24 protein-coding genes are annotated in these 23,563 nt (G+C 58.1%); all 24 read right to left on the reverse strand.

Translation table 11 applies throughout. From position 1 onward, the window contains the following. Nucleotides 1-28: 28 nt before the first annotated feature. On the reverse strand, nt 29-1,312 hold the full coding sequence (locus DET50_RS04880) for a TRAP transporter large permease (protein WP_113861750.1): 1,284 nt from the start codon (nt 1,310-1,312) through the stop codon (nt 29-31). Continuing rightward, nucleotides 1,312-1,905: a TRAP transporter small permease subunit gene (locus DET50_RS04885; RefSeq protein WP_113861751.1), complete on the reverse strand. Its 594-nt coding sequence runs from the start codon at nt 1,903-1,905 to the stop codon at nt 1,312-1,314. Before DET50_RS04885 ends, DET50_RS04880 begins: the two co-directional genes overlap by 1 nt. A gap of 65 nt (nt 1,906-1,970) precedes the next feature. After that, nucleotides 1,971-3,035, reverse strand: coding sequence for a TRAP transporter substrate-binding protein (locus DET50_RS04890; RefSeq protein WP_113861752.1), 1,065 nt, complete (start codon nt 3,033-3,035; stop codon nt 1,971-1,973). Nucleotides 3,036-3,070: 35 nt separating this feature from the next. Then, nucleotides 3,071-3,862: a putative hydro-lyase gene (locus DET50_RS04895; protein WP_113861753.1), complete on the reverse strand. Its 792-nt coding sequence runs from the start codon at nt 3,860-3,862 to the stop codon at nt 3,071-3,073. A gap of 115 nt (nt 3,863-3,977) precedes the next feature. Then, on the reverse strand, nt 3,978-4,862 hold the full coding sequence (locus DET50_RS04900; protein WP_113861754.1) for a LysR family transcriptional regulator: 885 nt from the start codon (nt 4,860-4,862) through the stop codon (nt 3,978-3,980). A gap of 116 nt (nt 4,863-4,978) precedes the next feature. After that, nucleotides 4,979-5,701 carry an amino acid ABC transporter ATP-binding protein gene (locus DET50_RS04905; protein WP_113861755.1) on the reverse strand — a complete coding sequence of 241 codons (723 nt, stop codon included), beginning with the start codon at nt 5,699-5,701 and terminating at the stop codon, nt 4,979-4,981. Then, nucleotides 5,698-6,351, reverse strand: coding sequence for an amino acid ABC transporter permease (locus DET50_RS04910; RefSeq protein ID WP_113861756.1), 654 nt, complete (start codon nt 6,349-6,351; stop codon nt 5,698-5,700). The genes DET50_RS04905 and DET50_RS04910 overlap by 4 nt, the downstream gene beginning before the upstream one ends. Beyond that, a complete protein-coding gene (locus DET50_RS04915) occupies nt 6,351-7,016 on the reverse strand; it encodes an amino acid ABC transporter permease (RefSeq protein ID WP_113861757.1) in 666 nt (221 codons plus the stop codon). Before DET50_RS04915 ends, DET50_RS04910 begins: the two co-directional genes overlap by 1 nt. Nucleotides 7,017-7,168: 152 nt before the next feature. Continuing rightward, nucleotides 7,169-7,987, reverse strand: a complete 819-nt coding sequence (locus DET50_RS04920) for a transporter substrate-binding domain-containing protein (protein ID WP_113861758.1) — start codon at nt 7,985-7,987, stop codon at nt 7,169-7,171. Between the two features lie 356 nt (nt 7,988-8,343). Further along, nucleotides 8,344-10,176, reverse strand: a complete 1,833-nt coding sequence (gene glmS / locus DET50_RS04925) for a glutamine--fructose-6-phosphate transaminase (isomerizing) (RefSeq protein WP_113861759.1) — start codon at nt 10,174-10,176, stop codon at nt 8,344-8,346. A 30-nt stretch (nt 10,177-10,206) separates the two neighbouring features. Further along, the gene (gene glmU / locus DET50_RS04930) at nt 10,207-11,571 is read right to left on the reverse strand and encodes a bifunctional UDP-N-acetylglucosamine diphosphorylase/glucosamine-1-phosphate N-acetyltransferase GlmU (RefSeq protein ID WP_113861760.1); all 1,365 of its coding nucleotides are present in this window, start codon (nt 11,569-11,571) and stop codon (nt 10,207-10,209) included. A gap of 141 nt (nt 11,572-11,712) precedes the next feature. Next, nucleotides 11,713-12,135 (reverse strand): F0F1 ATP synthase subunit epsilon, encoded by a 423-nt coding sequence (locus tag DET50_RS04935; RefSeq protein ID WP_091998348.1) that lies wholly within the window; start codon nt 12,133-12,135, stop codon nt 11,713-11,715. Nucleotides 12,136-12,183: 48 nt separating this feature from the next. After that, nucleotides 12,184-13,575, reverse strand: a complete 1,392-nt coding sequence (gene atpD / locus DET50_RS04940) for a F0F1 ATP synthase subunit beta (protein WP_091998350.1) — start codon at nt 13,573-13,575, stop codon at nt 12,184-12,186. Between the two features lie 54 nt (nt 13,576-13,629). Then, nucleotides 13,630-14,493, reverse strand: coding sequence for a F0F1 ATP synthase subunit gamma (atpG, locus tag DET50_RS04945; RefSeq protein WP_113861761.1), 864 nt, complete (start codon nt 14,491-14,493; stop codon nt 13,630-13,632). Between the two features lie 74 nt (nt 14,494-14,567). After that, entirely contained in the window at nt 14,568-16,112 is a 1,545-nt protein-coding gene (atpA, locus tag DET50_RS04950) for a F0F1 ATP synthase subunit alpha (protein ID WP_091998354.1), read from the reverse strand. Nucleotides 16,113-16,140: 28 nt separating this feature from the next. After that, on the reverse strand, nt 16,141-16,677 hold the full coding sequence (locus DET50_RS04955; RefSeq protein WP_113861762.1) for a F0F1 ATP synthase subunit delta: 537 nt from the start codon (nt 16,675-16,677) through the stop codon (nt 16,141-16,143). A gap of 15 nt (nt 16,678-16,692) precedes the next feature. Further along, a complete protein-coding gene (locus DET50_RS04960) occupies nt 16,693-17,163 on the reverse strand; it encodes a F0F1 ATP synthase subunit B (RefSeq protein WP_181799929.1) in 471 nt (156 codons plus the stop codon). A 68-nt stretch (nt 17,164-17,231) separates the two neighbouring features. Next, entirely contained in the window at nt 17,232-17,489 is a 258-nt protein-coding gene (atpE, locus tag DET50_RS04965) for a F0F1 ATP synthase subunit C (RefSeq protein ID WP_012138088.1), read from the reverse strand. 73 nt (nt 17,490-17,562) lie between these two features. Continuing rightward, nucleotides 17,563-18,435 carry a F0F1 ATP synthase subunit A gene (gene atpB / locus DET50_RS04970; RefSeq protein ID WP_113861764.1) on the reverse strand — a complete coding sequence of 291 codons (873 nt, stop codon included), beginning with the start codon at nt 18,433-18,435 and terminating at the stop codon, nt 17,563-17,565. 19 nt (nt 18,436-18,454) lie between these two features. Next, entirely contained in the window at nt 18,455-18,853 is a 399-nt protein-coding gene (locus DET50_RS04975; RefSeq protein WP_113861765.1) for a F0F1 ATP synthase subunit I, read from the reverse strand. A gap of 268 nt (nt 18,854-19,121) precedes the next feature. Then, on the reverse strand, nt 19,122-19,997 hold the full coding sequence (locus DET50_RS04980) for a ParB/RepB/Spo0J family partition protein (protein WP_113861799.1): 876 nt from the start codon (nt 19,995-19,997) through the stop codon (nt 19,122-19,124). A gap of 60 nt (nt 19,998-20,057) precedes the next feature. After that, on the reverse strand, nt 20,058-20,852 hold the full coding sequence (locus DET50_RS04985; protein WP_113861766.1) for a ParA family protein: 795 nt from the start codon (nt 20,850-20,852) through the stop codon (nt 20,058-20,060). A gap of 20 nt (nt 20,853-20,872) precedes the next feature. After that, nucleotides 20,873-21,517 (reverse strand): 16S rRNA (guanine(527)-N(7))-methyltransferase RsmG, encoded by a 645-nt coding sequence (gene rsmG / locus DET50_RS04990; RefSeq protein WP_113861767.1) that lies wholly within the window; start codon nt 21,515-21,517, stop codon nt 20,873-20,875. A 9-nt stretch (nt 21,518-21,526) separates the two neighbouring features. Next, on the reverse strand, nt 21,527-23,413 hold the full coding sequence (gene mnmG, locus DET50_RS04995; RefSeq protein WP_113861768.1) for a tRNA uridine-5-carboxymethylaminomethyl(34) synthesis enzyme MnmG: 1,887 nt from the start codon (nt 23,411-23,413) through the stop codon (nt 21,527-21,529). Between the last annotated feature and the right edge of the window lie 150 nt (nt 23,414-23,563).

A 23,563-nucleotide genomic window follows, 5' to 3' on the forward strand; every position in this document is an offset into this window, starting at 1 on the left:
TCTCCTGTTGTTGTCAGCCGGTTGCGGATCAGTTCAACACATCCGGCAGGAACATGGCGATGGAGGGGAACAGCACCAGTGCCACTGCCATCAACAGCATCATCGCGACATACGGCAGCGCTCCAACCATCACATCGTTGAACGAGCCGCCCTGACGCACACCCTGGACCACATACAGGTTCAGGCCCACCGGGGGAGTGATCAGCGCCATCTCGATCAGCAGGATCAGCAGAATGCCGAACCAGACCGGATCAAAACCGAGGCCGATGATGATGGGCGCCACAATCGGAATGGTGATCACCATCAGTGACAGGGTCTCGATGAAGAAACCCAGAATGATGTAGAGGGCGATGACCAGCAGCAGGGTTGCATAGGGACCCAGACCCGCCGACTCCAGGAAGGCACTCAGCTCCCGGGTAATGCCCGCAGAGGCCAGAACGAAGTTGAGGAAATAGGAGGCGATGATAATCAGCATGATCATACCGGTGGTGCGCATGGTGCCCTCGAGGGCCTCCATGACCACGGTTTTGCTCAGCTTGCCCATGAACAGGGCAATCGCGAAGGCTCCGATGACACCGAGCGATGCGGCCTCCGTGGGCGTGGCCCAACCGGCGTAAATCGATCCGACTACTATGCCGAACAGGACCAGAACCGGCACAAGATGCTTGAGGCCGGAGAACCGTTCACCCCAGGAGTGATGGGTGCTCGGGCCTCCCATCGAAGGCCGCCACAGGCAGATAAGTGCAGTGCCAACCACGAACAGCAGAGCCAGCAACAGGCCGGGAATCAGCCCGGCGGCGAACAGCTGGGGAATCGAGGTTTCGGTCAGGAAGCCATAGACGATCAGGTTAATGGACGGCGGAATCATGATACCCAGAGTCCCGCCGGCGGCGATCGAGCCGGTGAACAACCTGGGGTCGTAGTTCATTTCCTTACCCTGGGGAATGGCGACGGTACCAATGGTGGCAGCCGTGGCAACACTGGAGCCGGAGGTCGCGGAAAACAGTGTGGCGGTGCCGACGTTGGCGTGCAGCAGACCGCCGGGCAACCAGGAAAGCCAGCTCTCCAGGGCCCGGTAAGTACCCTTGGCAATCCCCGTACGCACCAGGATCTCACCCAGCAGGATAAACAGCGGAATGGCGATCAACAGAAAGCTGTTGGACGCTGACCACAATACGTCCCCCATGGCGTTGACCAGGGGAAACGGCGAGAAAAATTCATCGAGAAACAGTCCGAGCACGATCAGAGTGGCGGCAACCGGAACACTCAGAAGCAGAAGGACCAGCAGCACCAGCAGGGTTATCAGAATCATCAGTTGGTTTCCCCTTTCTCATCACTGATCTGTTCGTCCAGCGTCGGACTGCCCGCCAGCCATTGGACCTCCTCCGCATGGCCGGCAATCAAGCCCAGAAAGACCCGAAGTGACATCAACACCACGGCGATGGAAAACCAGACCAGGCCAAGCAACCACAGGGCCTGAGGGATCCACACCGGTGTTCCGAGGGGCGTGTTGGCCCGGGCGCCGGCGCTGAAGGAATGCTCGGTGACACCAAACGCGGCACCCACTACCAGAACACAGAACAGAGCCAGGGACAGCAAAGCAATCAGATCCAGCACACCACGGACACTGACCGGGAATTTCAGGTACAGCGCATCGATCCGGATATGGGCCTTACGCATCAGTGTGTAGGCAAAGGCCCAGCTGGCACTGATCGCCATGACATAGCCGGTGATCTCGGTGGCATGGACGTTCGAACGCCCGAAAAACTGCCGGGACAGTACCTCAATGGTCACCAGGATCACCGTCAGAAGAATCAGAATGCCGCCAGCCCGGGCCAGCCAAAGCGACCCGGTCCGCACGCCCTGAAGAATCCGGTCGAGCCCGGACGTTACCTGTTCCAACATAGTGCTCTCCGGAACGGAGCCGGCTACCACCGGCCCGTTCTCTGTCTCTGGAAGGTTATGCGGGGTTATTTGGAGGCCTTCAGGCCAGTGACGCTGCCAATGGTCTCGTTCCAGCGGTCCACCCAACGCTGATCAACCCGGGCAGCCCAGTTCGGCAGCAGTTTCTCCTCGAGGTGGCGGGAGACCTGCTCGAAATCGCTCTCGGTCGCCTCCACCAGGACCATGTTGCCGGGGTCACCCCGGGAACACTCACCCTGACCGGTCAGGCAGGCAATGCCCTCTTTGGTCTCGGCAACAGCAGAGGACCACACCGGTTCTTCGTAATTCTCCTCCACTTCTTTCAGAAGCCACTCCTGGGTCTCAGGCGACAGGGATTGCCACTTGTCGCCGTTCATGGCGGTAACCACGTGGTCCCAGCCACCCACCGGCAACGGGTACAGGTGCGTAGAGACCTCATACCATCCGGAACTGTAGCCGGACAGGGAGCCGGTAACGGCACAGTCGATAACGCCACGTTGCAGTGCGCCCGGAACCTCGCTGAAGTTCAGGGTGATGCCTTCAGCCCCCAATGCTTCCAGGAACTCCGCGGTGGTGCGCCCGCTGGCCCGGACTTTCTTTCCGGCCAGATCGGACAGACCACTGATCTCGGTATTACAGAACACCACCTGGGACGGGTACGGGACCACCGCCAGCACCTTGGCACCGTCAAATCGCTCGCTGAACGCGTCATCCAGAACCGGCCAGTAGGCCTCGGCAATCTTCCGGGCAGTTTCCACGTCCGGTGCCATCATGGGCATATCCAGCCCCTCGAGCTCCGGCGCATCCTGCACCGCGTAGTCGGCAACTGTGGAGGTGACCTCGATAACGTTCTGCGCCATCAGGCGGTAAACCTCGCCACCACCCAGGCCCATCTGGTCAAAGGTGGTGACTTCGGTGGAAATGTTTCCGCCGGAAGCCTCGGGAATATGCTCACTCCAGAACGGCTTTTCGAAGTTCTGGTACAGGGACAGGCTACTCCAGCTGCCGACGTAGGAAATACTGGTCTCGTCGATCTCCTGGGCGGAGGCCTGACCGGCCAGGGCCAGGGTAACGGCAGCGACAGCGGAGGTAAGATGCGTCTTGTTGATCATGGGATGGTTCCTCTTCTCTTTGTTGTCGTTCGGTTTTACAGCAGGGCCACGTAACTTTCGGGAATGTCGGTTACCAGCATGTAGCCCGGGTTGTGGGTAATCGCGAATGGAACGCCAGCATCCATCAGCACCTGTTGGGGTGTGACGCCGCAGGCCCAGAAGACCGGGATCTCATCAGTATGGACCGAAACCGCATCGCCGTAGTCCGGATGCGCCAGATCGGAGATGCCGATCAGGGCGGGATCGCCCAGATGCACCGGAGCGCCATGGGCCTGTGGATAACGGGTGGTGATCTGGATGGCGCGGATGGCCTGGGCTGCCCGGAACGGCCGCATGGATACCACCATCCGGCCAGCAAAACCGCCGGCGGTCTGGAGCGGGATCGAGGTTTTGAACATGGGCACGTTGCGGCCTTCATCGATATGACGCACGGCCACGCCGTTCTGCACCAGGGCGTGCTCGAAGCTGAACGAACAGCCCAGGGCGAAAGTCACCAGATCATCCCGCCAGAGGCCGGAGACATCCGGAAGGGTTTCAGACAATTGGCCATCACGGTAGACACGGTAGGACGGCACGTCGCGGGCAATATCCAGGTCGTCGGCCAGGATCTCACAACCGCGCTGGCCGGGCTCGCTGACAGCAATCAAGGGGCACGGCTTCGGATTGGCCTGACAGAACCTCAGGAACCCATTGGCCTGGGCCTCGGGAAGTATGACCAGGTTGACCTGAACGAAGCCGTTGGCCAAGCCGGCCGTTGGACTGGTCAGGCTACCATCACGGGCCCGGAGACGGACCGCTTGAGCGGGGGAAGCATTGGATTTGGTCATTTTTTCGCCTTGTACTGGTTTCTACTTAAGTTAAGGCGAAAACAATGATCAATTCCAATTGATAATAAGGATCTTAACTGATCGAAAAACCTGATCAGTTGCAAGAAACAGTTTTTTAGTTCTTTTCAGAAGCGACCAGCGACAGCGACAGATCTGCCACGGCGCGAACCACATGGGCCCCGGGAGCCGTCATGTAGGAGACGTTGAACACGAGATCCGGAACCGTCGCCTCCACCCGGAATTCCCGCAATTTGCCGGACGCCAGCTCACTGGTCACGATCTCCCTGGGCAAAGCGCTGACGCCAATACCGTCCACTGTCATCCGGATGATGGTCGAAAGCGACGAGCTGGAATGAATCTGGATGGAACGCCCCACGGGATGGACCAGTGAACGGATATGGGCGTGAGGCTCGCTCATGCGCGGGTAGGTGATGATCGGAATCCGTGCCAGCGACGACAGGCTGAGCGGGTCCTCGGGCAGAGTCATTTTCGGGCTGGCAACCCAGGTCAGGGAATAGCTGTAGAAGGGCTTGGTGACAAAATCCTCATGCCGAACATTGCCAATCAGGAAGGCGATGTCCACCTCCCGTTTGATCAGTTTCTCGGCAAGATTGACGGAGATATCGACATCCAGCTCAAGGTTGATCGCCGGATAGGTCTCGTTGATCCGCTCGATCAGTTTCGGCAGCCAGGTGTAGGCAATGGTCTCCGCCACCCCGAGCCGGATGGTGCCGTGGATGGACTCCGGATCCGCCACCTTTTCCAGCAATTCCCGGTGAAGTTCCAGAATTTTCTCAGCATAAATGAGCAACTCCCGTCCTTTTGCCGTCAGTACCGCGCTGCGGCCGGAGCGGTCGAACAACTCGACACCGAGCTCGTCCTCAAGGCCGGAAATACGGGCCGAAATGGTGGGCTGGGAGGCATAGAGCTTTTCGCCCGTCGCCCGGAAGCTGCCCAGCTTGGCAATCCAGTAGAAGGTTTCGAGGGATCTGATATTCATAGACTGACAAAGCTACCTGTCGAGCTGGCTGGTCCCCACCCTCCTCAGGCTGGAAAGTTGGTCGGGGAGCCCGGGTCCACAAGCTCCCCGACCAGCGCCACGCCTGTGGCGACTTTCTAGCGCACTTTTGAAAGGAACTTCTGGGTGAGCGGGTTTTGCGGATCGGTAATCACCTGCCTGGCCTCGCCAATCTCGGCAATAACGCCCTGGTGGAAATACGCCACTCGATCCGAGACGTCCCGTGCGAAGCCCATTTCGTGGGTCACGCAGATCATGGTCATTCCCTCTTCCGCCAACAGACGCAGGGTGTCCAGAACCTCGCCGACCAGCTCCGGGTCGAGCGCGGAGGTCACCTCATCGAGCAGCATGTAATCGGGCTTCATGGCCAGGGCGCGGGCGATTGCCAGGCGCTGCTGTTGGCCGCCGGACATTTTGGTGGGGTAAACGTCCAGCTTGTCACCCAGGCCAACGTGCTCGAGCTCCTTTTTGGCGATTTCGATCGCCTCTTCCTTGCTCATTTTCTTGACGATCCGGGGGGCAAGCGCCGCGTTCTCCAGCACCGTCATGTGAGGAAAGGAGTTCCATTGCTGGAAAACCATGCCCAGTTTCTGGCGCAACTTGTCCTTGTTGGTCTCTTTGGCATGGACATCCACATCATCAACCAGAATTTTACCCGAGTTGATCGGCTCAATGGCATTGATGCAGTACAGCAGGGTTGACTTACCGCTGCCGGAACCCCCGATAACGCTCACAACCTCCCCTCTGTTGACATCAAGGCTGACGCCTTTCAGTACTTCAAGATCGCCAAAGGATTTATGGACATTCTGTACGCTGATCATATTGCCATTTTCCTCTCTACATACCGGCCGTAGTGGGACAGCGGGTACGAAATAATGAAGTAAAAGATACCAACACCTATCAGGATCTCGAGCGGCTGCTGGGTTCTTGAAATCAGTTGCTCCGAGGTCCGCAGCAATTCCATGTAACCGATGACCGAGACCAGGGCCGAGTCCTTGATCACACTGAGCGAGACACCCAGCCAGGACGGGAACACGGCACGCAAACCAATGGGTAACCGGATGTGGTAGATGGTTTGCCACTTGGTCATACCGAGCGATCGCGCAGCTATCTGCATCGAGGGGCTGACACTCTCGAAGCCACTGCGAAATACCTCGCTCATGAAGGCCATGGTGTACAGCGAAAGTACGATGGAGCCGGCAACAAACGGCGCCAACGGGTTCCCCATCGCACCGACAAAGGTGGAGAACAGGATAAGCTGGATGATCAGGGGAACACTCCTGAGCACGTCCAGCACGCTACCGAAAAGGACGTTGACGGCCTTGTTGCTCTCGGCACGCAGAAAACCGACGATCAAACCCAGTACAGTGCCCACCACGATCGCGACAACGGAGATAATGATGGTATTCCAGACACCGGTCAGGATCAGTCCGCTATCGCTCCAGGACAGGGGTGTGAATAAGGAATTCATCAGATTTCCCCCTTGAAGAGTCGACGAGCAAGCAGTGATGACCCGAACAACACCAGCTTGGTGATGACAAAGTACATAACCGCAGCCACGATGAAGAACTCCAGCGTTCTGAACGACAGTGACTGCAACCGCTGAGTCGTGCCAGACAGCTCACTCATGCCCACGAGAATACCCAACGAGCTCATCAGGATGGACCAGACAAACTGGTTGGTCATCGGGTGGTAGATGCGTCTGAGCATCTGCGGAAGGATGATATATCGGTAGCTCTGGATGCTGGTCATACCCAGGGATTTGGAGGCGCTGTACTGGGTGCTCGGAATTGACTGGAAACCACCCCTGAACGTCTCCGTGAGGTAGCCCGCATTGATGAAGACCAGTGCGCTCAGTACCGCTACATAGGGGCTCAGATGTATGCCAAACGCCCCAAGGCCGAAATAGGCCATGTAGATCTGGAACAGTGCCGGCGTATTCCGGGCGATCTCGACCCACACCGTAGCAACCTGGCTGAAGAATTTGGTGTTATTCATTTTGGCGATCGCCAACAATATTGCGATCACAACGCCCAGAAGCATGGCTAGAACGGAGACGTGCAGGGTAACGAAGGCACCGTTCAGCAGCTGGGGCATGTTCTGGAACACAACGTTCCAGTGAAATTCGTAGTCCATACCTTGGCCATTTTCTTAGAATGGAAGGAAACTCGACCCACGCTGATTGATAGCCGCGATCAGAAGTCTGAGCCAGGGCATACAGGAACTTGCGCCTGGCCCGTAAGACGAGCCATGGCGACCCCCCTGCCGGGCGGCCGCCAATTCAGCGCTTACTTGTTGTCTCTCAGGGACTGGATCAGTTCGGCAGGCGCGTCCACACCGAAATGCTTGTTGTAAGCTTTGTTCATGTTGCCGTCGCGGATCTGGTGAATCAGGAACAGGTTCAGGTAATTGATCCAGGCGACTTCATCCCGTTTGGCAATGATGCCTACAACATCGTCGTAGTTGGGAACGTAGGGGCCGGCGACAAAGTCTTCGAATTCCTCGCTCCGTAACTTGGTAGCGATGTTGGTGTTGGTTGAAATGATGGCGTCGACTTTGCCCTGATACAGACCGAGGAAAGCATCGTTTTCAGATTTGAACGAGGTGTAATTGTCCCTGCCCCAGCCCATTTTATCGGCATAAGCCAGGTATTCGGTTTCGTAGGTGGTTCCGAGCGCTGCACCGACTTTGAGATCCTTCAGGTCCGCAAAGGACTTGATGCTCTTGTCTTCATGGGAAATCACCTGGAATTTGAAGACGAAGTACGGGTAGGTAAAGCCAACGGTCTTGGCACGTTCCAGAGTATCGGAGGTGGAGCCGATTACAACATCGGTCTTGCCGGAAATCAGGGAGGGGATCCGGTCACCCCAGGTGAGGTTGAGGACATTCACGTCCACGCCGAGTGCTTCACCCAGATCGTTACAATAATCGACGTCGAAACCCGCCGGTTCGTTGTTTTCGTCGAAATAACCCATTGGTGGGAAATCGAGAACCACACCACAGTTCAGTGTGCCTCGTTGAATCACGGTGTCCAGCTGATCGGCTGTCGCGCTTACGGAGGTGAACGCAGCACAAGCGAATACTAGCGTTGCAAGTTTACGAATCATAGTTTGTCTCTCTTGTTCTTTTATGAGCATTTATTGCGAAATCGATATGCTTACATAGCATCCGCTATGTGCGGAGAGCATACGTTTAAAATACTACCGTAGATTTTTTAGTGAAAATTCTTGAAATCGACCATTTCGCAGGCGATTTTCCTAAATTTTTTAAAATTAACCTGCGTTTATAAGCCGAATACTCAAAAGGTAGAGAAAAGAACAAGAGAGGACTACACAGTTCTGGCCTGCTGGCAGGCGAAAAAATAAGCAGAATTTATTTATAATTTTAATGGTTCGGCTTGAAAACGCTTGAATTGGCAGCGTTTTCATGCCGAACCCCGGCCATTATTGCCATGACGGTGAAATTACTCCACCGTCACACTCTTCGCCAGATTTCGCGGCTGGTCCACGTCGGTACCCTTGAGCACCGCCACATGGTAGGACAGTAATTGCAGGGGCACCGTGTACACGATCGGTGCGGTGATCTCGTGCACAGACGGAATCTGCATCACGTGAACGCCTTCCTCGGACTTCACATCCGCCGCCTTGTCGGCAAACACAAACAGTTCACCGCCACGGGCCCGCACCTCCTCCAGGTTGGATTTGAGCTTTTCCACCAGGTCGTTGTTCGGGGCGACGGTCACCACCGGCATCTCGCTGTCCACCAGGGCCAGGGGGCCGTGCTTGAGCTCGCCGGCCGGGTAGGCCTCGGCGTGGATGTAGGAGATTTCCTTGAGCTTCAGGGCGCCTTCGAGGGCAACCGGGAACTGGGAGCCCCGGCCCAGGAACAGGCTGTGGTGCTTGTCCATGAAGGCTTTGGAGAGCTCCTGGATTTCACCGTCCAGGGCAAGGATATCGTTGACCTGACCCGGGAGCTGATGGATGGCCCGGACGATGTCGGCTTCACGCTCTTCGCTCAGGCCATTGTGACGGGCCAGAGCCAGGGTGAAGATCAGCAGTGCAGTCAGCTGGGTAGTAAAGGCCTTGGTGGAGGCCACACCAATTTCCGGACCGGCCTGGGTCATAATCACCAGGTCCGACTCCCGCACCAGGGAGCTGCCCGGCACGTTGCAGATGGCCAACGCAGCGCGGAAGCCGGCTTGCTTGGCCTGGCGCAGGGCGGCCAGGGTGTCTGCGGTCTCACCGGATTGGGAAATGCACAGGAACAGGGTGTCCGGCTGGATCACGTGCTTGCGGTAGCGGAACTCGGACGCCACTTCCACGGAACAGGGCACACCGGCCAGTTCCTCGATCCAGTAACGGGCCACCATGCCGGCGTGGTAGGAGGTGCCGCAGGCAATGATCTGGACATGGCGAACGTTGTCCAGCAGGTTGGCCGCTTCGGTACCCAGGGCCTGTTCCAGCACCCTTGAATCGGTCAGCCGGCCTTCCATGGTGGCTTTGATCACTTTCGGCTGTTCGTAGATTTCCTTGAGCATGAAGTGGCGGTACTCGCCCTTGTCGGCGGAGTCGGCGCCGTGCTCGAAACGGGTGATCTGGCGCTCGACCGGCGCGCCCTCACGGTCGTGGATCTCGATCCGGTCCTTGCGGATGTCGGCCATGTCGCCTTCTTCCAGGAACATGAACCGGTCGGTCACCGGCAGCAGGGCCAGCTGGTCCGAGGCGATGAAGTTCTCGCCGATGCCCACACCCACCACCAGCGGGCTGCCTTCCCGGCATACCACCAGGTGATCCGGCTCGTTAGCATGGACGACCGCCAGGGCGTAGGCACCGCGCAGGCGGGCAATCGCGGCTTTCACCGCAGCGTACAGTTCACCCAGTTCCCGGTAATTCTTCTCGATCAGGTGGGCGACCACTTCGGTGTCGGTCTGGGAGGTAAACTCGAAGCCGTCGGCTTTCAGTTCCTCACGCAGCTCCTGGTAGTTCTCGATGATGCCGTTGTGGACAATGGCCAGGCGGTCACCGGACATGTGCGGGTGGGCATTGAGCTGGGACGGCTCGCCGTGGGTGGCCCAGCGGGTGTGGGCGATGCCCAGGTGACCGCTCAGGGGATTGGCCTCGATGGCCTCCGCCAGGGCCGCAACCTTGCCGACTTCCCGGGCGCGCTGCACTTCATGCTTGCCGTCAATGACGGCCATACCCGCGGAGTCATAACCCCGGTACTCAAGGCGGCGCAGTCCTTCCAGCAAAATACCCTGGACGTCCCGTTCGGAAACCGCTCCTACTATCCCACACATGCTGTTGTCACCTGTTTGCTGATCGTTCGTTTAGGCTTTTTTCGGCTTTTCCCAGCCGGAGATGTTGCGCTGGCGGCCACGGGCCACGGCCAGTTCGCTGTCTGCCACATCCCGGGTGATGGTGGAGCCTGCCCCGATGGTCGCCTCCGGGGCGATGGTAACCGGCGCGACCAGGGAGGTATTGGACCCCACGAAGACACCGTCGCCGATCACGGTCCGGTACTTGTTCACACCATCATAATTGCAGGTGATGGTACCTGCACCCACATTCACATTACGACCCAGGGAGGCATCACCCACGTAGCTCAGGTGATTGATCTTGCTGCCCTCGCCCACCACGGCTTTCTTGGTTTCGACGAAGTTGCCCACCTTGGTGTTGGCGGCCAGCTCGGTACCCGGCCTTAGCCGGGCGAACGGTCCGATCTGGGCGTTGGCACCAACCACCGCGCCTTCAATCACGCTGTTGGCCTTGATCTCCGCGCCATCGGCAATCATGGCGTCCTTGATCACGCAATTGGGGCCAATAACCACGTTGTTGCCCAGGCTGACCTTGCCCTCGAAGACCGCGTTCACATCGATCCACAGATCGTTACCAATCGTGAGTTCACCCCGGACATCCACCCGGGCGGGGTCCGCCAGGCTGGCGCCTTCAGTCATCAGGCGCTCGGCCTGCTGGCGCTGGTACCAGCGTTCCAGTTCCGCCAACTGCACCCGGTTGTTCACACCCTGCACTTCAAACGGGTTGAGAGGCTGTGAGACAGTTACCGCCAACCCGTGCTCCACCGCCATGGCGATAATGTCGGTCAGGTAGTACTCGCCCTGGGCATTGCTGTTGGACAGGGTCGGCAACCAGCTTTTCAGATGTTTGGCGGAGACCGCCAGAATGCCGGTGTTCACCTCGTGGATGGCTTGCTGCTCGGCGGTGGCGTCCTTCTGCTCGACAATGGCCTGAACTTCGCCCTGGTCATTGCGCACGATTCGGCCGTAACCATGGGGGTTGTCCATATCCACGGTCAGCAGCGCCACGTTGCTCTCGTCCAGCTCGCTGACCATGGCTTCCAGGGTTTCCCGGCGGGTCAGGGGGACATCCCCGTACAGGACCAGAACCCGGGCATCATCCGGCAGGTCCGGCAGGGCCTGGGCGACGGCATGGCCGGTGCCCAGTTGTTCGGTCTGGAGTACCCAGTTCACCGTCTCATCGTCGAGGGAATCACGCACCTGATCCGCACCATGGCCGATCACCGTGTGAATTTTCTCCGCCCCGAGCTGCTTGGCGGTATCAACCACGTGATGCAGCATGGCTTTGCCCGCTACCGGATGCAGAACCTTGGGCAGGGCGGACTTCATTCTGGAACCCTGGCCTGCAGCCAGGATCACGACGTGTAACGGGCTCATGGAAAACTCAGGCTCCCGGGGTGTTTGTTTGAATCAATAAAAAAGCCGCAACCATCGGGGCCGGATCGCCAACGCAGGGCGCTGGTATTCCAGCCGCTCAGGATGCGGCTTTGGTGTTCGGCAAACCCGAAACGAAAATGCTCAGCGCATTTTGTTACGCAGCTGCTGGATGGTACGAAGCTGAGCGACAGCCTCGGCCAGTTCCGCAGCAGCACGGGAATACTCGAATTCACCGGTCTTGTCGGCAAGTGCCTTCTCAGCCTCTTTCTGGGCTTCAAGCGCAGCAGCTTCGTCGACATCCTTTGCACGAACGGCTGTGTCTGCCAGCAAAGTCACCAGATTGGGCTGGACCTCCAGATATCCGCCGGACACGTAAAGAATCTCTTCTTCACCGCCCTGCTTGATGATCCGAATGGGACCAGGCTTCAGCTGGGTCAGCAGCGGAGCGTGACCCGGGGCAATACCCAGGTCACCTTCAGAGCCCGCTGCGATCAGCATCTCTACCAATCCGGAATAGATCTTTGTTTCGGCACTTACCACGTCACAATGCACGGTCATACCCATGTCAGTTGCCTCTTTGATCGATCCGGAAAATCGGGCTTGGGCTTCAGTTTACTCGCCCTTGCTCTTCATTTCCTTCGCTTTCTCGACCGCTTCCTCGATGGTACCGACCATGTAGAACGCCTGCTCAGGCATGTCGTCATAGTCGCCGTTGAGGATGCCCTTAAAGCTGCTGATGGTCTCCTTCAGAGACACGTACTTACCGGGGGAACCGGTGAATACTTCAGCAACGTGGAACGGCTGGGACAGAAAACGCTCGATCTTACGGGCACGGGCAACGGTCAGCTTGTCTTCTTCTGACAGCTCGTCCATACCCAGGATGGCGATGATGTCTTTCAGCTCCTTGTAGCGCTGCAGGTTGGTCTGCACGCCACGAGCCACTTCATAGTGCTCCTGACCGATGATCAGCGGATCCAGCTGACGAGAGGTGGAATCCAGCGGATCGATCGCCGGGTAGATACCCTTGGAGGCGATGTCACGGCTCAGTACCACGGTCGCATCCAGGTGCGAGAAGGTGGTGGCCGGGGACGGGTCAGTCAAGTCATCCGCCGGTACGTAGACCGCCTGGATGGACGTGATGGAACCGGTCTTGGTGGACGTGATCCGCTCCTGCAGCTGGCCCATCTCTTCGGCCAGGGTCGGCTGGTAACCTACCGCGGACGGCATACGGCCCAGCAGTGCGGATACCTCGGTACCGGCCAAGGTGTAACGGTAGATGTTGTCAACGAACAACAGTACGTCACGACCTTCGTCACGGAATTTCTCGGCCATGGTGAGACCGGTCAGGGCCACACGCAGACGGTTTCCGGGAGGCTCGTTCATCTGGCCGTAAACCATGGCAACCTTATCGAGAACGTTGGACTCCTTCATTTCATAGTAGAAGTCGTTACCTTCCCGGGTCCGCTCACCAACACCCGCGAATACGGAGAGACCGGAGTGCTCTTTCGCGATGTTGTTGATCAGCTCCATCATGTTTACGGTCTTGCCTACACCGGCACCACCGAACAGGCCAACCTTACCACCCTTGGCGAACGGGCAGATCAGGTCGATAACCTTGATGCCGGTTTCCAGCAGGTCGGCAGAGGCGGCCTGATCGGCATAGCCCGGTGCCTTGCGGTGGATAGCCCAGCGCTCTTCTTCGCCGATGTCGCCCTGTTCGTCGATGGGACGACCCAGAACGTCCATGATCCGGCCCAGAGTCTGGGTACCAACCGGTACGGAGATCGGCTTGCCGGTGTTTTCTGCTTTCAGGCCACGCTTCAGGCCCTCGGTGCTGCCCATGGCGATGGTACGAACAATGCCGTCACCCAGCTGCTGCTGGACTTCCAGAGTTGTTTCGCCACCTTCAAGCAGCAGTGCGTCATATACGTTGGGTACGGAGTCACGTGGGAATTCCACGTCGATAACCGCGCCAATGATCTGAACGATTTGTCCGCTACTCATGCTCGGTTCCTCGTTATCTTGATAGTCAATAAAACCAGTTGGATCGTGGGGTGATCAGACCGAAGCCGCACCGCTCACAATCTCTGAAATCTCTTGGGTGATGGCTGCCTGACGCGCCTTGTTATAAGCCAGCTGAAGTTCGTCGATAATGCTACCGGCGTTATCAGTTGCGCTCTTCATGGCGATCATCCGGGCTGCCTGTTCACATGCCAGATTCTCTACCACACCCTGGTATACCTGGGATTCAATAAAACGTGGCAGAAGGCCATCGAGGATCTGCCTGGCATCGGGCTCGTAGAGATAATCCCACTGGTTCTTGATCTCTTCTTCGTCTTCACTCGGAGGCAGGGGCAGAAGCTGCTCCACCTTCGGGCTCTGGGTCATGGTGTTGACGAACTCGTTGCTTACCACGTAAAGGCGATCGATCTTGCCTTCCGAGAACGCGTCCAACATGACCTTGACGTTGCCGATGAGTTTTTCGGAGCTCGGGCTGTCACCCAGATGGGTCAATGCCGCAACGACGTTGCCGCCGTAGCTCCGGAAAAAGGAAGCCCCTTTCTGCCCGATGGCGCACAGATCGGTTTCGACCCCTTTTTCTTTCCACGCTTTCATTTCACGGACAAGCGCTTTGAACAGGTTGATGTTCAGACCACCGCAGAGGCCACGATCAGTCGACACCACGATATAGCCCACGCGCTTTACGTCGCGCTCGACCATGAACGGGTGCTTGTACTGAGCATTCGCCTTGGCAATGTGCCCGATCACCTGACGCATCTTGTCGGCATACGGGCGAGTCGCCTGCATGCGCTCCTGAGCCTTCCGCATCTTACTCGCAGCCACCATTTCCATGGCGCTGGTGATTTTCTGCGTGCTCTTGATGCTTGAAATCTGGTTACGTATTTCTTTGCCGACGGCCATAACTCACTGCCTTCTCAAGTTAGACACTCGTTGCTACGAAAGCGGCCCGCGACTGATGCCGCAGGCCCGATTTCTTACCAGCTCTGAGTGGTCTTGAATTTCTCAAGTGCAGCTTTCAGGCCGGAAGCGATTTCGTCGTTGTAATCGCCCTTCTCGTTGATTTTGTCGAGGAGGTCTTTCTGCTCGGAGCGCATCCAGTCGAGCATCTGCGCTTCAAACTTAACCACCTTGTCGACATCAACGTCGTCCAGGAAGCCTTCGTTGGCTGCAAACAGAACCGTGCCCATCTCAGCCACGGACATCGGGCTGTACTGGTTCTGCTTCATGAGTTCCGTAACACGCTGACCGTGCTCAAGCTGCTTACGGGTTGCTTCGTCGAGATCGGAAGCAAACTGGGCGAAAGCGGCCAGTTCACGATACTGGGCCAGGGCCAGACGGATGTTACCGCCGAGCTTCTTCATGATCTTGGTCTGGGCGGAACCACCTACCCGGGATACGGAGATACCGGCGTTCATCGCCGGACGGATGCCGGAGTTGAACAGGTTGGTTTCCAGGAAGATCTGGCCGTCGGTGATGGAGATCACGTTGGTCGGTACGAATGCGGAAACGTCACCGGCCTGGGTCTCGATGATCGGCAGGGCGGTCAGGGAACCGGTCTTGCCTTTCACTTCGCCGTTGGTGAACTCTTCTACGTAGTCAGCGTTAACGCGGGAAGCGCGCTCGAGCAGACGGGAGTGCAGGTAGAATACGTCACCCGGGTAAGCTTCACGGCCCGGCGGACGACGCAGCAGCAGGGAGATCTGGCGGTAAGCCACAGCCTGCTTGGACAGGTCGTCGTAAATGATCAGGGCGTCCTGACCACGGTCACGGAAGTATTCACCCATGGAGGTACCGGCGTACGGAGCCAGGAACTGCATGGAAGCAGGATCCGCAGCACCCGCGGCAACCACGATGGTGTGGTCCATGGCACCGTGCTCTTCGAGCTTACGTACCACAGCGGCGATGGAAGACTGCTTCTGGCCAACGGCAACGTAGATACACTTGATGCCGGTGTCCTTCTGGTTGATGATCGCGTCGATCGCAACCGCAGTCTTACCGATCTGACGGTCACCGATGATCAGCTCACGCTGACCGCGACCGATCGGCACCATGGTATCGATGGCTTTCAGACCGGTCTGGACCGGCTCGTCAACGGACTGACGAGCGATAACGCCAGGTGCAACCTTCTCGACCGGGGAGGTCAGCTCGGTGCCCAGATCGCCCTTGCCGTCGATCGGATTACCCAGGGCGTCAACCACACGACCCATCAGCTCCGGACCTACCGGAACTTCCAGGATGCGGCCGGTACAACGAACCTTCTGACCTTCGGCCAGATCTTCGTAGTCACCCAGTACAACCGCACCAACGGAATCACGCTCCAGGTTCAGAGCCATGCCGAAAGTGCCGTTGGCGAATTCAATCATCTCACCGTACATAACGTCAGCGAGACCGTGGATCAGCACGATACCGTCAGAAACGGACAGGATCGTACCTTCGTTCTTTGCTTCGGAAGAGATATCGAGCTTTTCGATTCTCTTCTTGATGATGTCACTGATCTCGGATGGATTCAGTTGCTGCATGCCAATATCCTCAAACCTTGTGCTGAAATCAGGAGCCCAGAGCGTCGGCCAGCTTGTTTAGCTTTCCGCGTACAGATGCGTCAATGACCATATCGCCGGTGCGGATGATCACACCGCCAATCAGAGACTTGTCCAGTGACGCTGCGAGTGACACTTTCCGCTCGAGTTTTTCGGAGAGCGCCTGGGCGAGCTTCTGTTGCTGTTCGTCCGTCAGCTCGAATGCGGCGGTGACGTCGATATCAACAGTGCGCTCCAGATCAGCCCGGTATGTGTTGAAGAGCGCTGCAATCTCAGGAAGAAGAGTCAGCCGGCGGTTTTCTGCCAGTACAGCGAAGAAATTGCGAACCTGTTCGGTGACGCCGTCCTCGACGACCTCCAGAATCAGCTCGGCTTTCTTCTGCTCCTCCAGACCCGGATTCGCGAGAAGCTGTCGAATGTCTTCATTCGCGGTGACCTGTCCGGCAATCGTCAGCACCTGGGACCACTCAGCCAGCTCTTTATGCTCCTGGGCGGCTGCAAATGCTGCTTTCGCGTATGGACGGGCCAGCGTTCTCAGTTCTGCCATGATGAACCTCGCCGTTTAAAGTTCTGCCGCCAGTTTTTCCAACATCTCGTTGTGCTTGGAGGCATCGACAGAGGTTTCCAGGATCTTCTCAGCACCGGCGACAGCGATTGCGGCAATTTCTGCACGCAGGGCGTCACGAGCCTGATTACGCTCCTGTTCAATTTCGGCCTTGGCCTGCTCAATCAGCTTCTGGCCTTCCTTGCGGGCGTCATCCTTGGATGCTTCCACAATCTGGGCCGCACGCTTGTTGGCCTGCTCAATCAGGGCCGCAGCCTGCTGCTTGGCTTCACGCAGTTCCTGAGCTGACTTTTCCTGAGCCAGTTCCAGATCGCGCGCAGCACGGTCTGAAGCAGCCAGGCCGTCAGCGATCTTCTTTTGACGCTCCTGCAGTGCGGCCATGATTGGCGGCCACACATACTTCATGCAGAAGACGACAAAGATAAAGAACGCGATGGCTTGACCAATCATCGTCAAATTAATGTTCACGTCTTCACCTCTCGCCTGTTTTGTTAAGAATCATCTGACCGGGGTAAAGCCCCCGGCTGGCGACTCGATTAACCGGCGATCTGGCCGACAAACGGGTTGGCGAAAGTGAAGAACAGCGCGATACCAACACCGATCATGGTTACGGCGTCCAGCAGACCTGCAACGATGAACATTTTAACCTGCAGCATCGGGGTCATTTCCGGCTGACGCGCGGCGCCTTCCAGGAACTTGCCACCGAGGATACCAAAGCCGATTGCAGTACCCAGGGCACCCAGGCCGATCAGCAGTGCAACAGCAATAGCGGTCATTCCAACTACAGTTTCCATGATAACTCCCAGTTTCAGTTAGGTTTTCAGTTTAAGGGTTTAGGGTTTAAGACTACGGTTCAATGCTGTCCGATCAGTGACTATCTTCGTGAGCCATGCTCAGGTACACGATCGTCAACATCATGAAGATGAACGCCTGCAGGGTGATTACCAGAATGTGGAAGATCGCCCAGGGTACAGACAGCGTCCACTGTGCCCACAGCGGCAGCAGTGCAATCAGGATGAAGATCAGCTCGCCGGCGTACAGGTTACCGAACAGACGCAGTGCCAGTGAAATCGGCTTGGCGATCAGGCTCACGCCCTCCAGCAGCAGGTTGACCGGCACCAGCAGGATCTTCAGGAACATGTTGTCGGAGGAGAAGGGGTGCAGAGTCAGCTCGCCGAGGAAGCCACCCACGCCCTTAACCTTCAGGCTGTAGTAGATGATCAGCGCGAACACGGACAGGGACATACCCAGGGTCACGTTCACGTCGGTGGTCGGAACGACCTTCATGTACTCCAGACCCATCAGGTGGAACAGCTGCGGCAGAAAGTCCACCGGCACCAGATCCATCAGGTTCATCAGGAAGATCCAGCAGAAGATGGTCAAGGACAGCGGGGCAATCACCTTGTTCTTGCCATGGAAGGTTTCCTTCACACTGTTGTCCACGAACTCGACCATGACTTCCACGAAGTTCTGCAGCCCGCCGGGCTTATCGGAAGTGGCGCGCTTGGCGGCCAGACGGAAGATAAACAGAAACAGGGCGCCGAGGGCTACCGACCATCCGAGGGAATCAATATGCAGGGCCATAAAACCCATATCGGAGGCTTCGGCAGCGTTTTGCGCCAGGGTCCACTGCGTTTCCTGCAGTACCGTGCCGTCGGCACGCTCGTAACCCGCCGGCAACTTGCCATACGTCAGGTTCTGGAGGTGATGCTGGATATATTCGGATGCACTTCCTGCCATAACGGTTTCCCAGGTCCAGTTAGCTTTGCTGCGTATTGCTGCCCGCCAGAAGCGGTGTCAACCAGTTGGTGACCAGCATGATCGCAAATGTTAAAAAAAGTGCCGCTATATCAAGCGGCTGAATCCATTTGAACACCATCGTGAAGAGGATGGCGCACAGGATGAGCTTGCCGGCCTCACCCTGGTAAAAAGAACTCATGATCTTTTTGGCAGACCGCGCGCCGGAGTAGCGGAATGCCTTGAGCGCAAAGTAACCATGGGGCAGCAGAAAAATAAGACCGCCCAGTAGCGCTGAATAACCTGCGACCTGACTGCGTAATAAAAAGGCCAGGCTGACGACGACAAGGATCACACTCTCAATCAAGAACCATCGTGCGATGGGCGGGCGGCGGATGCCGCTCGGGGTTGCCTTCGTCATGTTTTTCCCGGGAATTCGGTGTTTTCGACTCGATTCGGTCTAAAAAATGAACAAATACACCGATACAAGCGCCGCAGATTATATGTGTTCAATGTGCACGAATCAACAAATCCGACCGCGGCATGGCAGCCCAAATGACGCGAAATCAGTGGCGTTTGCGCCCATTGGACAGAAATAGGTGCAGGAACAAAATTTGAACACTACATGTTGTGTAATTAACCCCCTGGGGACTTTCGTAGGGGGTCGAAAAGAGTAGGGAAAATTCTGGCTACTTGATATGGCCCAGAATGCCATCGAGCTCGTCCAGGGAGCTGTATTCGATCACCAGTTTGCCCTTGCCACGCTGACCGTGATTGATGGAGACCCGGGCCCCGAGACGCTCAGCCAGATCGTCCTGCAAGGCCCTTATATTGGGATCAATGGCACCCTTGTCTTTCGACTTGCCCTCGGACGACTGTTGCTGGACCCGCCGCACCAGCGCTTCGGTCTGGCGCACCGAGAGGGACTTGGCCACCACCTGACGGGCTACCTGCATCTGCAGTTCCGGGGGCAGGGTCAGCATGGCCCGGCCGTGGCCCATTTCCAGGTCACCGTGTTCGAGCATCAACCGGACATCCTCGGTCAGCCCGATCAATCGCAGCAGATTGGTGATGGTGGTCCGGGACTTACCCACAGCCTCGGCGACCTGGGCCTGGGTCAGTCCGAACTCGTCCTGCAGGCGCTGCAGGGCAAAGGCTTCCTCAATGGGATTGAGGTTCTCGCGCTGGATGTTCTCGATCAGCGCCATGGCGATGGCGGCTTCATCGGGCACATCCCGGATGATGGCAGGCAGGCTGTCGAGTTCGGCAATCTGGGCCGCCCGCCAGCGGCGCTCACCGGCAATCAGCTCAAAGCGACCCTCGGCGATGGGGCGAACCACCACCGGCTGCATCACCCCCTGTTGGCGGATGGAATCGGCCAGTTCCTGCAGGGCAGCGGGATCCATGTCCCGGCGGGGCTGGTAACGGCCACGCTGGACCAGATCGATCGGGATCTCGCGCAGCTCACCGTCGTGGTCCTTCACCTCCTGGTTCAGGTTGACCTTTGAACCCTGCAGCAGGGCTCCCAGTCCACGCTCACCCAATCCTCGTTTCTTCGCCGCCATGGTGTCTGTCATTCTTCCCGTTGAAAAGCGTTGTGTATCGTGTGCCAACGGCCCGGTATGTTACACCGCAACCGGCTCGGATGTCTTTTTCGAGCCATGGCGGCGAACCATTTCCCCGGCCAGAGCCAGGTAGGCCACGGCGCCCTTGGAGGCACGATCATACTTCAGGGCCGGCAGACCATAACTGGGCGCTTCCGCCAGGCGGACATTGCGGGGAATCACGGCACGATAGACCTTATCACCGAAAAACTCCGCCAGCTGGGCGGATACATCCAGGGTCAGGCTGTTGCGCGGATCGTACATGGTGCGCAGCAGGCCCTCGATCTCCAGGTTCGGATTCACGGTTTCCTGGATCTGCTCCACCGTGTTCATCAGCGCCGCCAGACCCTCCAGGGCATAGTACTCGCACTGCATGGGAATCAGCACGGAATCTGCAGCCGACAGGGCGTTCACCGTTAACAGGTTCAAGGACGGCGGACAGTCAATCAGAATGTAATCATAACGGTCCCGGATACTGTTCAGGGACAGACGCAGACGGTGTTCCCGGCCAATCTCGTTCATCAGCTCCACTTCCGCCGCGGTCAGGTCGCCGTTGGCCGGAAGCAGGTCGAACCCGCCGTTCTCCACGGTGACAATCACATCAGCCGGAGTCGCGCGCTTGGTCAGGACATCATAACCAGACAACTCCAGGGCATTCTTGTCCACACCACTGCCCATGGTGGCGTTGCCCTGCGGGTCCATATCCACCAGCAGCACCCGCCGCTTGGTTGCAGCCAGGGAGGCAGCCAGGTTGACGCAGGTGGTGGTCTTGCCCACACCGCCTTTCTGATTGGTCACTGCAATCACGCGCGCCATGTTTTGCCTCCTGTTGCGGGTTACCGGGAATGCTCTGCCCGGGCAACGACCAGCAAATGCCGCTCGCCATCTGCGCCGGGGACCTTCAGGGAATGGCTGGATTTTACCTGCCAGCCGACCGGAAGGGCAGCTACCTCATCATCCGGAAACTGACCTTTCATGGCAAGGAACTCGCCCTCATTGTCCAGTAACGAGCCGCACCAGGTCACCAGGTTATCCAGAGCCGTGAAGGCCCGGCTGCTGATTTGGGTAAAGGGCTGCTCAGGCTGGCAGTCCTCGGCCCGGCCATGGATCACGTCAACGTTGTCCAGCCCCAGTTCCAGTACACACTGGTTCAGGAAGCGGGTCTTCTTCCCATTGCTGTCGAGCAGGGTGAAGCGCTTGCCCGGCAGGGCGATGGCCAGGGGAATACCCGGCAGACCTCCACCAGCACCAACATCGAGCAGGTGGTCCGTGGTGATCCAGGGCAGAATGCTCAGGCTGTCCAGCAGCTGGCGCGAAACCATCACCCGCTCATCACGCACGGCGGTCAGGTTATACGCCTTGTTCCATTTGTTGAGCAAAGCCAGAAAGGCCAACAGCTGTTGCTGCTGGCCGTCGGTCAGGGACAGATTCATCTCGGCCAGCCCGTCCCGGAGCTGGCGTTGCCAGAGTGCTTGCGTCATGGGCCAGGCTCAGGCGCTCTGCTTGCGCAGCAGATCCCGCTTTTTCAGGTGCACCAGGATCTGGCTCACCGCCGCCGGGGTAACACCCTGGATACGGGAGGCCTGGGCCACGGTCTCCGGCCGCACGTCCTTGAGCTTCTGCTTGATCTCATTGGACAGCCCGCCGATCACGTCGTAGTCCAGGTCGATGGGCAGGGCGGTGTTCTCGTTCTTGCGCAGGCGCTCGATCTCGTCCGCCTGGCGGGAGATGTAGCCCTCGTACTTGATCTCGATTTCCACCTGATCCGCCACGTTCGGATCGTCGGCCCGTTTGCCGCCAATCTCGGCAATCTGGTCGTAGGCAATCTCCGGACGACGCAGCAGTTCCGCCAGGGACTGGTCCCGGGTCATGGGCTGTTTCAGAAAACCGTTGGCGCGCTCGCCGGCCTCGGTGTTCGGGTGGATCCGGGTGGATTCCAGGCGGCTGCGTTCTTTGGTGATGCCTTCCCGTTTGTCGTTGAACTTCTGCCAGCGGTTATCATCTACCAGGCCCAGCTTGCGGCCGGTCTCGGTCAGGCGCAGGTCGGCGTTGTCTTCGCGCAGGATCAGCCGGTATTCGGCACGGCTGGTGAACATGCGATATGGCTCACTGGTACCCATGGTGATCAGGTCGTCCACCAGCACGCCGAGATAGGCTTCATCCCGGCGCGGGTACCATTCGTCCTTCTCCTGGGCACGCAGGGAGGCGTTGATGCCCGCCAGCAGGCCCTGGGCGCCAGCTTCTTCGTAACCGGTGGTGCCGTTGATCTGGCCGGCAAAGTACAGGCCCTGGATGAACTTGGTTTCCAGGGTGTGGCGCAGGTCCTGCGGGTTCAGGTAATCGTATTCGATGGCGTAGCCCGGCCGGGTGATGTGGGCGTTCTCGAACCCTGGAATGGAGTGTACTGCGGCCAGCTGGATATCGAAGGGCAGGCTGGTGGAGATGCCGTTCGGATACAGTTCGTTGGTGGTCAGGCCCTCGGGCTCCACGAAAATCTGGTGTGAATCCTTATCCGCGAACCGGTTTACCTTGTCCTCGATGGACGGGCAGTAGCGCGGGCCCACCCCCTCGATGCTGCCGGCAAACATCGGTGAGCGGTCAAAACCGCTGCGGATGATGTCGTGGGTCTGCTCGGTGGTACGGGTCACGTAGCAGCAGACCTGCTCGGGGTGCTCGTCCCGGCTACCGATGAAGGACATCACCGGGATCGGATTGTCGCCCCATTGCTTGTCCATGACCGAGAAATCCACAGAGCGGGCATCGATCCGGGGCGGGGTGCCGGTTTTCAGGCGGCCGACGTTGAACGGCAGTTCGCGCAGGCGTTTGGCCAGGGCGTTGGCCGGCGCATCCCCGGCGCGGCCGCCGGAGTGGTGCTGCATGCCAATGTGGATAACCCCGCCAAGGAAGGTGCCGGTGGTCAACACCACGGTTTTGGCGTTGAAACGGATGCCGGTCTGGGTCACGACACCGGTCACCTGGTCGTTTTCCACAACCAGATCGTCCGCCGCCTGCTGGAACAGAGTCAGGTTTGGCTGGTTCTCCAGTACGTGGCGGATGGCCGCCTTGTACAGAACCCGGTCCGCCTGGGCGCGGGTGGCACGCACCGCCGGGCCCTTGCGGCTGTTCAGGACCCGGAACTGGATACCGGCCTTATCGGTGGCACGAGCCATGGCACCACCGAGAGCGTCGATTTCCTTCACCAGATGGCTCTTGCCGATTCCGCCGATAGCCGGGTTACAGGACATCTGGCCCAGGGTCTCAATGTTGTGGGTCAGCAGCAGGGTTTGCGAACCCATGCGCGCTGCCGCCAGCGCGGCTTCGGTACCGGCGTGGCCACCACCAATGACAATGACATCGAAACGGGTCGGAAACTCCACTCTTCACCTCGGAAATCGGGGGATAAAAACAGGGCGGCGAGTATAACGCCTCGCCGTGGAAAATGCAGTCAGGATGTGCAAATTTTAACCAGACTCAGCGACACTTGAAAGTCACCGTGCAAGAGCACTTGTTGATAACCGGCGGAATCG

This window comes from Marinobacter pelagius (assembly GCF_003315345.1).
GTDB classification, from domain to species: Bacteria; Pseudomonadota; Gammaproteobacteria; order Pseudomonadales; family Oleiphilaceae; genus Marinobacter; species Marinobacter pelagius_A.